Consider the following 5,675-nt stretch of genomic DNA (forward strand, 5'->3'; position numbering starts at 1 on the left):
GGGGCGCGCATGCAGATGATGGTGGTGATGAAGTTGACCGCGCCGAGGATGGTGCCGAAGCCGGAGAAGGCCAGACCCATGATCCACATGTCGGCGCCGATGCCCGGCGAGCGGACCGCGTCCGACAGCGGGCTGTAGGCGAACCAGCCGAAGTCCGCCGCGCCCTGCGGGGTGAGGAAGCCACCGACCGCGATGAGCGAGCCGAACAGGTACAGCCAGTAGGCGAACATGTTCAGCCGCGGGAACGCCACGTCGGGCGCGCCGATCTGCAGCGGCATGATCCAGTTCGTGAAGCCGGCGAACAGCGGCGTCGCGAACATCAGCAGCATGATCGTGCCGTGCATCGTGAACGCCTGGTTGAACTGCTCGTTCGACATGATCTGCGTGCCGGGACGGGCCAGTTCGGCGCGCATCAGCAGCGCCATGACGCCGCCGATGCAGAAGAACGCGAACGACGTGACCAGGTACATCGTGCCGATCGTCTTGTGGTCCGTGGTGGTCAGCCGACGGACGGCGGCGAGGCCGGGACGGCGCCCCGGCCGTGGGGGCGCGGGCGCCGGGATGACAGTGTTGCTCTCCATGCCCCGCCTGTGTCCGCCGGCCCCTCCGACGTCACACCCGGGCGGAGCGACAAGGACCACCGAAACAGGTGTGACGATCGAGGACCTGCCGGACACGTACGGAACATGAGCAACGACGAGATCTTCGCCGCTGCCTATCGCGAGCACTACTGGGCGGTCAGCCGCTATGTTGCGCGGCGACTGGACGGCCGGACGAGCGAAGTCGAGGAAGTGGTGGCGGAGGTCTTCACCGTCGCCTGGCGGCGCCGGTCCGACCTGCCCGCGTCCCCTCTTCCCTGGCTGTACGGCGTGGCACGCAACTGCCTCTCGAACGCGGTACGCGGCTACGGGCGCCGCCGGCGGCTCATGGACCGGCTCGGGAACGACGAGACCGCGCACGGCAGGCAGATCGTGGACAGCCCGGACTCCGAGCGGCCCGCCGAGTGGGTGCACGACGCGCTGGCCCGTCTCTCCCCGGCCGACCAGGAGGTGCTGCGGCTCGCAGCCTGGGAGGACCTGGGGGTCGACGAGATCGCCGTGACCCTCGGCTGCGGCAGCCGGGCCGCGGCGATGCGGCTGCACCGGGCCCGCCGCCGCCTCAGAACGGAGATCGACCGCATGCGCATCGTGGTGCCCCCGGGCCCCGGCGCCGCCGACTCCGACTCCTGCACGGACTCCGGCAAGAACTCCGGCAAGAACTCCGGCACCGACACTTCGAAGGAGCAGTTCCATGGCTGACGAGCTCGAACTGCTGCGCCGGGCCAACCCCGTGCCCGGTGACGACCCCCGCTTCGGCGAGGGCCCGCTGGGCCACGAGGGCGAGCGGCGACTCAACCACCTCATGGCAGGCGCCGGCGCCGGAGAAGACACGGCCACAGGCCCGGCCACACGCCCGGCCACAGGCCCGGGCACGGGTGGCGAGCGCGGGCCGCGGCGCAGCCGCCCCCGCCTCGTCTGGGCGCTCGCCGCGACCGTGGCAGTGGCCCTGACCGCCACCGCCCTCCTCCTCGCGGGTCCGAACACCACCCCGGCGGTGGCCGCGCCCCGCCCGCTGGTGGTCCGGGCCGACTCCACCCCCGTACCCCTCGACACGCTGGTCCAGAGGGCCGAGCGGGCCGAGCGGGACGCGGGCGACGGTTCGGAAGGGCTGCGCAAAGGCACGCACGTGCAGTCGTGGAGCGTCGGTATGTCGGAGGACGGGCCGCCGATCACCCTGCCCGTGGAACGTGTCGTGCGCTGGAACGCCGACGACAGCCACACGGAGCTGGTCGTCGCGACCGACCCGCGCCACCCCGGCCGACGGGTCCTCACCGACGCGGACGACGGCCCGCGCCTGGTCGACGACGGGCACGTCATCAGCGAGCAGACCTTCCCGCCGAGCTGGAGCGACGCCCCGCCCCAGTCACCGCCGCCGCACGACACCGCGCGGCTGCGCGCGTACCTGCGGGAGGCGCAGCACCTCGACGGCCCGCCGACCACCGGCGAACTGCTGGACGCCACCGCGGTGCTGCTCGACACCTGGACCCTCGGCGCCCGCGAGAACGCCGCGCTCGCACGGCTCCTCGCGGACGCGAAGGGGCTGAGGCCGGTCGGCCAGGTGACCGACCGCCTCGGCCGGCTCGGCCAGGCGTACGTGTACGACGGCGCCGGTTACCGCCGGATGCTGATCATGGACCCGGCCGACGGCACCGTCCTCGGTCTGGAGGACACCGCGGCCGTCGACGAGCCCGAGTACGGCGTCGAGACGGGCGACGTCATGCAGTACAGCGCGTGGATCCGCTGACGGCCCCGCCCCTCGACGCGTGCCCCCTGATCAGGCGCCGGTCTGGCGGACGGCCGCCTCGACGGTCTGGGACAGCAGCGTGGCGATCGTCATCGGACCGACCCCGCCGGGCACGGGAGTGATCAGTGAGGCGCGCTCACGGGCGCTGTCGAAGTCGACGTCGCCGACGTTTCCGGCGTTGTACCCGGCGTCGACGACGACCGCGCCCGGCTTGATGTCCTCCCCGCGGACCAGCCGCGGCCGACCCACCGCGGCCACCACGATGTCCGCCTCGCGCAGGACCGACGACAGATCGGCGGCCGGGGTGCGCGAGTGGCAGTACGTCACCGTGGCGTCGCGGCCGAGCAGCAGCATCCCCACCGGCTTGCCGAGGATCGCGCTGCGGCCCACCACCACGGCCCGTTTGCCGGAGGGATCGACGTCGTACGCGTCGAGGAGGCGCATGATCCCGCCCGGGGTGCAGGAGGAGAAGCCGGGCAGTCCGAAGCTCATCGCGGAGAAGGAGGCGAGGGTCACCCCGTCGACGTCCTTCTCCGGGGCGATCGCCTCGAAGGCCGCCCGTTCGTCGATGTGGTGCCCCATGGGGTGCTGGAGCAGGATGCCGTGCACGGTGGGATCGGCGGACAGCTCGGTGAGCGTGCCGATCAGTTCGGCGGTCGTGGTCGCGGCGGGCAGGGACACGTGCCGCGAGGCGATCCCCGCCTTGCGGGAACGGTTCTGCTTCATACGTACGTACGTGACGGATGCCGGGTCCTCGCCCACCAGCACGGTGGCAAGACAGGGCGTCACCCCCGTGCGTGCGGTGAGGTCGGCCGCCTGCTGCGCCGTCCGCTCGACGATCCGCCGGGCGAGACCGGTGCCGTCCATGAGTGTGGCCTGGGACATGTGCCGCTCCTGAGCGTCGTGGAAGATGCCCAGGCGCGCGGCTCAGACGATTGCGTCGGGCCGCTCCCCGGTGGTGGTCCACCTCAGCGCCAGTTACGGCCTGCCGCTATTTTACGCCTCGCCGTAAGTGCTGGTGCGGGCTTCGCCAGGTGTCGGATGTGTCTGCCGGCCGGTGGGGGTTGGTCGCGCAGTTCCCCGCGCTCCTGAAAGAGGCACGCCTCGGCGCCGTACCCTTTCCCGCGCCCCTGCGGGGCTCGGGGCGGGGCTTCAGGTCTCGCTCGTCAGGAACGCGGTTGCCTGGGCCTGAACCCGTACCGCTCCGATCGCTCCCGCCCAGCGTGCGACCTCGGTGGCGAGGGCCGTGGCGGCCGGTTCGTCGCCCGTGTCGCGGGCCAGGACGGCCAGCAGCATCTGCTGGGAGAGGGTGCCGGGGACGTTCCCGGCACGGGCGCCGAGCGCGGTCGCCCGGGTCCAGCGCTCCCGCGCCCGGTCGTGGTCGAGGTTGTCGTGGTCGTGGTCCCCGAGATGACGCAGCGCCTCACGGGCCAGCAGGTCGTCGCCCGACTCCCCGGCGTCCAGCGCGAGTTCGTAGTGCGCGGGCGCCTCGTCCCGCTCGGCGAACAGGTTGTCGACGATCAGCCCGAGATACATCCGCGCCCACCCCCGGCGTACGTCGTCGGCCGCCCGTTCGCACAACTCCTCGGCCCGCCGCCGCAGTTCCGCCAGTTCCTCGGGGTCCTTGCCCGCCGGACCGAACCGGAACGTACCGTCCCCGAGCAGCAGCCGGAAATACGCATGCCGCAGCCGTACGAAGTCCAGGTCCCAGAGCCCGACCGGCTCGGTGAGCCGCCCGATCGCCGTGTCCGCGGCGGCGATCCGGGCGTCCGCGGTGTCCGTACCGCCGAACCAGTCGCGCTCCAGGGCGATCTGCGCCCCGGTGAGCGCGAGAGCCGCCCGGTCGCGCGGCTCGGAGGTGACGGTGGCGTCGAGGAGGCATAACGCGCGCTGCCACCGTCCGGCCCGGGCCAGTTCACGTGCCGCGGCGGTGACCTCGTCCACCGGGAGGGCGGCGTGCGGCGTGCTCGTCTTTGTCATGGCGAGGAAGGTAGTGAGCAGAAAAACCATCCACAAGGAAACCATTGCGCGACTTCAGGACATCGGGCCACCGCCGCCGCGCGGCCGTGGACGGACCGCGTCGGAAGGATCACCGGCGGGAACGCGCCGCCCGCAGTGCCGACCGCAGGAGCGAAGCGGACACGCGTCGGCCCGTCCCGCGAGCCGGCCGGGGCCGCGCCGCCGGCCCTGGGCTCAGCCGGGCCGAGAAGGTCCAGGTCAGACGCGAGGTGATCCGGATCCTCGGCGTCATTCCTCGGCGTCCCGGGCCTGCGGCACGGTCTGCTCGACGAGCCTGCCGTCGCGCAGTTCCCCGTCGGCCGCGTACAGCGACAGCAGTGCCGTCGCGTCCTGGTCCTCGATGCCCCGGCGCAGTGCTGCGGTGTCGAAGCCGGGGCCTGCCGCGGTGTCCATGACGGACCTCCTTGTGGACCACTGGCGAAGGCCGTGGCCCGCGGTGCGTGCGCCGGGCGGGCCGCGGAGGCCTCCCCTTCGAGACTCCTCCGGCCCGGGAACCTCGGCAAGCGCAGCCGTGACGATGCGCCTGTCGGGTGAGGGGCCGGGCGGGGCCGTGTCCGCGGGCAGCTTGTCACCGTTGCTGAAAGCATGATCTCAACACGACGTATTGTCGCCGCCGTTGGCCTCGCCATCAGCGTCACGGGTCTCGCCGTACCGTCCGCGGGTGCCGCCACGGTCCCCGAGACGGGAAAACTGGACCCGATCGCGGAGCTCGACCAGATCGCCGTGAGCGACCTCCCCGTCGAGCACAGGAACAAGATCCCGAAGATCTCCGAGGGCATCCAGGAGCTCAACCAGCTCAACGGCCTCTACCAGCTGGAGCAGCTGCACCAGGTGACCGACCTCGCCGCCCCCGTCACCGGCCTGCTGCCCGCCATCGAGTACTGAGCCCGCGCGTACGGAGTCGTCCGCTGCCGGGCCGTGCGGTTCTGGGCTGTCCGGTACGGGGCCGTCGCGCACCGGGGCGGCCCCTCGCCGTGTGTGTCGCAGTGAGGCCCGGTGACGATCCGGTGGTCATCGGCCCTGTCCGGATGCGCGTGCGGGCGGTCCGGGCGAGGCTGAGGGCATGTCGGAACACCCCGCAGTACTCGTGCATCCGCCGCGCGGCGACGGCGGCCGGCGCGTGACGGTCCACGGCGAGCCGGTCGGCACCGCCATGAACCTCCCGGACATCGTCGAGTTCCTGCGCCGCGCCGGGCTGGAGTTCGACGAGAACGAGGTCACGGTGTCACCGCTCATCGAGTGGCGCGGCGGAGGTTCCTCGTACTGGGGGCCGGAGCCGGGACGCTGACGTGAGCGCACGGGCCCCCGCACGC

8 protein-coding genes and 1 riboswitch are annotated in these 5,675 nt (G+C 72.4%); of the genes, 4 read left to right on the forward strand and 4 right to left on the reverse strand.

Translation table 11 applies throughout. The features are described 5' to 3' along the window. A partial coding sequence (locus tag ACFWGJ_RS41065; protein WP_387334065.1) for a cbb3-type cytochrome c oxidase subunit I occupies nucleotides 1–581 on the reverse strand: 581 nt, incomplete at its 3' end. Between the two features lie 105 nt (nucleotides 582–686). Here ACFWGJ_RS41065 and ACFWGJ_RS41070 point away from each other — a divergent pair. Both ACFWGJ_RS41070 and ACFWGJ_RS41075 read left to right on the forward strand, forming a co-directional pair. Beyond that, nucleotides 687–1,298, forward strand: a complete 612-nt coding sequence (locus ACFWGJ_RS41070) for an RNA polymerase sigma factor (RefSeq protein WP_387334066.1) — start codon at nucleotides 687–689, stop codon at nucleotides 1,296–1,298. Continuing rightward, nucleotides 1,291–2,343: a CU044_5270 family protein gene (locus tag ACFWGJ_RS41075; RefSeq protein WP_387334067.1), complete on the forward strand. Its 1,053-nt coding sequence runs from the start codon at nucleotides 1,291–1,293 to the stop codon at nucleotides 2,341–2,343. Before ACFWGJ_RS41070 ends, ACFWGJ_RS41075 begins: the two co-directional genes overlap by 8 nt. Before the next feature lie 30 nt (nucleotides 2,344–2,373). On the opposite strand, the gene ACFWGJ_RS41080 is transcribed toward ACFWGJ_RS41075, so the two are convergent. From ACFWGJ_RS41080 to ACFWGJ_RS41090, 3 genes are all read right to left on the reverse strand, one after another. Continuing rightward, the gene (locus ACFWGJ_RS41080; protein ID WP_387334068.1) at nucleotides 2,374–3,228 is read right to left on the reverse strand and encodes a bifunctional 5,10-methylenetetrahydrofolate dehydrogenase/5,10-methenyltetrahydrofolate cyclohydrolase; all 855 of its coding nucleotides are present in this window, start codon (nucleotides 3,226–3,228) and stop codon (nucleotides 2,374–2,376) included. A 20-nt stretch (nucleotides 3,229–3,248) separates the two neighbouring features. Beyond that, nucleotides 3,249–3,335: riboswitch (ZMP/ZTP riboswitch) on the reverse strand. 160 nt (nucleotides 3,336–3,495) lie between these two features. Beyond that, entirely contained in the window at nucleotides 3,496–4,323 is an 828-nt protein-coding gene (locus ACFWGJ_RS41085) for a hypothetical protein (RefSeq protein ID WP_387334069.1), read from the reverse strand. 267 nt (nucleotides 4,324–4,590) lie between these two features. Next, nucleotides 4,591–4,755 carry a hypothetical protein gene (locus tag ACFWGJ_RS41090; protein WP_387334070.1) on the reverse strand — a complete coding sequence of 55 codons (165 nt, stop codon included), beginning with the start codon at nucleotides 4,753–4,755 and terminating at the stop codon, nucleotides 4,591–4,593. Nucleotides 4,756–4,947: 192 nt separating this feature from the next. Between ACFWGJ_RS41090 and ACFWGJ_RS41095 the strand changes: the two genes are divergently transcribed. Continuing rightward, nucleotides 4,948–5,247, forward strand: a complete 300-nt coding sequence (locus ACFWGJ_RS41095; RefSeq protein ID WP_210886615.1) for a hypothetical protein — start codon at nucleotides 4,948–4,950, stop codon at nucleotides 5,245–5,247. 178 nt (nucleotides 5,248–5,425) lie between these two features. After that, complete coding sequence (locus ACFWGJ_RS41100) at nucleotides 5,426–5,650, forward strand: hypothetical protein (protein WP_387334071.1); 225 nt, start codon at nucleotides 5,426–5,428, stop codon at nucleotides 5,648–5,650. The last annotated feature ends 25 nt before the right edge of the window (nucleotides 5,651–5,675 follow it).

This window comes from Streptomyces sp. NPDC060205 (genome assembly GCF_042728395.1).
Lineage (GTDB): Bacteria > Actinomycetota > Actinomycetes > Streptomycetales > Streptomycetaceae > Streptomyces.

Excerpts from the sequence above, each read along its gene's own strand:
- ACFWGJ_RS41085 (WP_387334069.1), bottom strand. The coding sequence starts at position 4,323 with ATGACAAAGACGAGCACGCCGCACGCCGCCCTCCCGGTGGACGAGGTC.
- ACFWGJ_RS41070 (WP_387334066.1), top strand. The coding sequence starts at position 687 with ATGAGCAACGACGAGATCTTCGCCGCTGCCTATCGCGAGCACTACTGG.
- ACFWGJ_RS41080 (WP_387334068.1), bottom strand. The coding sequence starts at position 3,228 with ATGTCCCAGGCCACACTCATGGACGGCACCGGTCTCGCCCGGCGGATC.
- ACFWGJ_RS41090 (WP_387334070.1), bottom strand. The coding sequence starts at position 4,755 with ATGGACACCGCGGCAGGCCCCGGCTTCGACACCGCAGCACTGCGCCGG.
- ACFWGJ_RS41095 (WP_210886615.1), top strand. The coding sequence starts at position 4,948 with ATGATCTCAACACGACGTATTGTCGCCGCCGTTGGCCTCGCCATCAGC.
- ACFWGJ_RS41075 (WP_387334067.1), top strand. The coding sequence starts at position 1,291 with ATGGCTGACGAGCTCGAACTGCTGCGCCGGGCCAACCCCGTGCCCGGT.
- ACFWGJ_RS41100 (WP_387334071.1), top strand. The coding sequence starts at position 5,426 with ATGTCGGAACACCCCGCAGTACTCGTGCATCCGCCGCGCGGCGACGGC.